At 61.6% G+C, this 4204-nt stretch carries 3 protein-coding genes; all 3 read left to right on the plus strand.

All coding sequences use genetic code 11. The annotated features are described in order from the left end of the window. Positions 1–85: 85 nt before the first annotated feature. A complete protein-coding gene (locus ABYW26_RS11335) occupies positions 86–1747 on the plus strand; it encodes an ABC transporter ATP-binding protein (RefSeq protein WP_372604987.1) in 1662 nt (553 codons plus the stop codon). A gap of 12 nt (positions 1748–1759) precedes the next feature. Continuing rightward, positions 1760–2236, plus strand: a complete 477-nt coding sequence (locus ABYW26_RS11340) for a globin family protein (protein WP_372604988.1) — start codon at positions 1760–1762, stop codon at positions 2234–2236. Next, the coding region (nirB, locus tag ABYW26_RS11345; RefSeq protein WP_372604989.1) for a nitrite reductase large subunit NirB at positions 2233–4204 on the plus strand (1972 nt) is incomplete at its 3' end. The genes ABYW26_RS11340 and nirB, both read left to right, overlap by 4 nt.

Here is a 4204-nt window from a genome sequence, read left to right on the forward strand (position 1 = left end):
CCATCGGCATCATCGGCTTCATTCTGGACCGCCTGATGTTCGCGATCCAGTCGATGTTCACTTTCTCGAATAATCGGTGATCGACATGGCAATGATTGAATTTTCCAACGTGTCGAAAAGCTTTGGCGAAGGCACCTCGAAGACCGAGGTTCTGAAAAACATCAACCTGCAGGTTCAGGAGGGCGAGTTCCTTGTGCTGCTCGGCTTTTCGGGCACCGGCAAGACCACGCTGATCAATCTGATGGCCGGGCTGGAAAAGCCCAGCACGGGCAAGGTCACGTTCAAAGGCCAGCCGATCACCGGCCCCGGCCCCGAGCGCGGCGTGATCTTTCAAAGCTACTCGCTGATGCCGTGGCTGTCGGTGAACGGCAATGTCGGTCTGGCGGTCGATACGATCTTCCCGAACATGCCCAAGGCCGAGAAGGCCAAGAAGGTGGCGCAATACGTGGAAATGGTTGGTCTCAGCCATGCCGCAACGCGCCGTCCGGCTGAATTGTCGGGCGGGATGCGCCAGCGGGTGAACGTGGCCCGGGCGCTGGCGATGAACCCCGAGGTTCTGCTGCTGGACGAGCCGCTGTCGGCGCTGGATGCGCTGACCCGTGCCAATCTGGCCGACGAGATCGAGGCGATCTGGGACGCTGACAAAAAGACCTGCGTGCTGATCACCAACGATGTGGACGAGGCGATTGTTCTGGCCGACCGGATCATCCCGCTGAACCCCGATGGCACGCTGGGCGATGAATTCAAAGTGTCGATCCCGCGTCCGCGTGAACGCACCGCGATGAACCACAACGAAGAGTTCAAGCGCCTGCGCGCTGCTGTCACCACCTATCTGATGGATGTCGGCATGGCCGCCCGCGCCGAGGAAACCCGGATTCTGCCGAACATCCAGCCGCTGCATGCCTCGCTGCCCCGCGCGGTGGTCGAGGCCACCTCGGGCGGTCTGGAAGAGCGCTATCTGGACTATTCGCAGCTGCACAAGATCTATCCCACGCCCAAGGGTCCGTTGACCGTGGTCGAGGATTTCAATCTCAAGCTGGACAAGGGCGAATTCGTATCGCTGATCGGCCACTCGGGATGCGGCAAATCGACGGTTCTGACCATGACCGCCGGTCTGAACGACATCTCGAAAGGCGCGATCAAGCTGGATGGTTTTCACGTCATGGGCGCCGATCCCGAACGTGCCGTGGTGTTCCAGTCGCCGTCGCTGTTTCCGTGGCTGACCGCGCGTGAAAACGTCTCGATCGGCGTTGACCGGGTCTATCCCCGCGCCAGCCAGGCCGAGCGTCAGGACGTGGTGGAATATTACCTTGAACGCGTCGGTCTGGGCGACAGCATGAACAAGCCCGCCAGCGAAATGTCGAATGGCATGAAGCAACGCGTCGGCATCGCCCGCGCCTTTGCGCTGTCGCCGAAACTGCTGCTGCTGGATGAACCTTTCGGGATGCTGGACAGCCTGACCCGCTGGGAACTGCAAGAGGTTCTGATGGAAGTCTGGAGCCGCACCAAGGTCACCGCCGTCTGCGTGACCCATGATGTGGACGAGGCGATCCTTCTGGCCGACCGCGTGGTGATGATGACCAACGGTCCGCAGGCGACGATCGGCAAGATCATGGATGTGAAACTGCCGCGCCCGCGCACCCGCAAGGCGCTGCTCGAACACCCCGATTACTATGCCTACCGCGAAGAGGTGCTCAATTTCCTCGAGGAATACGAGCACGGTGCCCACAAGAAAAAAGCCGCATAAAGGAGAGACGTGATGACCCCCGATCAGATCACTCTGGTGCAGGAAAGTTTCAAGAAGGTCGCGCCGATCAAGGATGTCGCCGCCGATATCTTCTACACCCGCCTGTTCGACGTGGCCCCCGAGGTCAAGCCGATGTTCAAGGGCGATATCACCGAACAGGGCGCCAAGCTGATGGCGACCCTCGGGGTGGTCGTCAACGGGCTGCGTAATCTCGAGGCAATCGTGCCTGTTGCACAGGATTTGGCGGTTAAACATGTCGCTTATGGCGTGCAGCCCGAACATTACGCCGTGGTGGGCGAAAGCCTGATCTTTACGCTTGAGAAAGGTCTGGGCGACGCCTTTACGCCCGATCTGAAAGACGCCTGGGCGGCCGCTTATTCGACGCTGTCGGGCGTGATGATCGACGCCGCCTATCCCAAACCCGTTTCGCCCGAGGTCGCCGCTGCGGCCACCGCGCAAAAGAAACCCTTCTGGAAGTTCTGGTCATGACTGAGAAACTTGTCGTTATCGGGGCCGGCATGGCCTCGGGCCGGGTGCTGGAGCACCTGTTCGATACCGATCCCAACGCCTATGAGGTGACGCTGTTCAACGCCGAGCCGCGTGGTAACTATAACCGCCTGATGCTGTCGCCGGTTCTGTCGGGTGAAAAGACCTATGAGGAAATCGTCACCCATGACGATGACTGGTATGCCGCGAACAACGTGACCTGCCGCTTTGGCGAACACGTCGTCCGCATCGACCGCGCCCGCAAGATGGTGATCGGGCAGAATGGCGAAGTCGCCTATGACAAGCTGCTGATCGGCACCGGCTCGGCGCCGTTCATCATCCCGGTTCAGGGCAGGGATCTGCCCGGTGTCATCACCTATCGCGATCTCGACGACACCAACGCCATGATCGAAGCCGCCGCTAAACCGGGGGCCAAAGCCGTCGTCATCGGTGGCGGTCTGCTGGGTCTGGAAGCCGCCGCCGGTCTGCGGATGCGCGGCATGGAGGTCACCGTGCTGCACCTGATGGGTCACCTGATGGAGCGCCAGCTGGACGAGGCCGCCGGTTACCTGCTGCGCCGCGCGCTTGAGGACCGGGGCATCAAGGTGATGTGCAAAGCCTCGACCGCCGCCATTCTGGGCACCGACCGGGTCGAAGGCGTGTTGCTGGAAGACAATACCGGGCTTGAGGCCGATATCGTGGTCATGGCCGTGGGCATCCGCCCGGAAACCCGTCTGGCCAATGACGCCCATCTCGAAGTCGGTCGCGGCATCGTGGTCAATGACCAGATGGTGACCACGGACCCCGATATTCTGGCGATCGGCGAATGCGTCGAACATAACCAACAACTGTTTGGTCTGGTCGCGCCGCTTTACGATCAGGCCAAGATCGTCGCCAAGACCCTGCTGGGCGAAGAGGGCGCCTTTGCCCCGAAACAGACCGCGACCAAGCTCAAGGTCACGGGCTGCGATCTGTTCAGCGCCGGTGATTTCGCCGATGGCCCCGGTCGCGAGGACATCGTGTTCCGCGACCCGGCGCGCGGCGTCTACAAACGCCTTGTGCTTGAGGATAACAAGATCGTCGGCGCCGTGATGTATGGCGACACCGCCGATGGCAACTGGTTCTTCGGCATGATCAAGGACGGCACCGACGTGTCGGAGATGCGCGAGACGCTGATCTTTGGCCCGGCGTTTCAAGGGGGGGCCGCTGTGGACCCTATGGCGGCCGTTGCAGCCTTACCGCTTGATGCTGAAATCTGCGGCTGTAACGGCGTTTGCAAGGGCACGATCGTCGACGCGATCAACGGCGGGGCGCATGACCTTGCCGGGATCCGCGCCACGACCAAGGCCTCGGCCTCGTGCGGGACCTGCACCAGCCTTGTCGAGCAGGTTCTGGCAGTCACTCTGGGCGACGATTTCGTCATGCCCGCCGCCGCAAGCATCTGTGGCTGCACCGATCTGACGCATGAGGACGTGCGCCGCCTGATCAAGTCGCAGGAACTCAAGTCGCAAGCCGCCGTCTGGCAGGAACTGGGCTGGAAAACCGTCAACGGCTGTCACGTCTGCCGCCCGGCGATCAACTATTACCTGCTGGCCGACTGGCCGCTTGAGTATCAGGACGACCCGCAATCGCGGTTCATCAACGAACGCAAGCACGCCAACATCCAGAAAGACGGCACCTTCAGCGTCGTGCCGCGCATGTTCGGCGGCATGACCACCCCGGCCGAACTGCGGGCCATCGCCGACGCGGCCGAGAAATACAACGTGCCGACCGTGCATGTTACCGGCGGTCAGCGCATCGACCTTCTGGGCGTCAAGGGCGAAGATCTGCCGGCGATCTGGGCCGATCTGAACGCGGCGGGGATGGTTTCAGGCCATGCCTATTCCAAGGGCCTGCGCACGGTGAAAACCTGTGTCGGCAAGGATCACTGCCGCTTTGGCACTCAGGACAGCACCGGGCTGGGCATCCAGC

Source organism: Actibacterium sp. (assembly GCF_041584535.1).
Taxonomy (GTDB): Bacteria; Pseudomonadota; Alphaproteobacteria; order Rhodobacterales; family Rhodobacteraceae; genus Actibacterium_D.

Coding starts and splice junctions, on each gene's coding strand:
- ABYW26_RS11335 (WP_372604987.1), top strand. CDS start 86: ATGGCAATGATTGAATTTTCCAACGTGTCGAAAAGCTTTGGCGAAGGC.
- ABYW26_RS11340 (WP_372604988.1), top strand. CDS start 1,760: ATGACCCCCGATCAGATCACTCTGGTGCAGGAAAGTTTCAAGAAGGTC.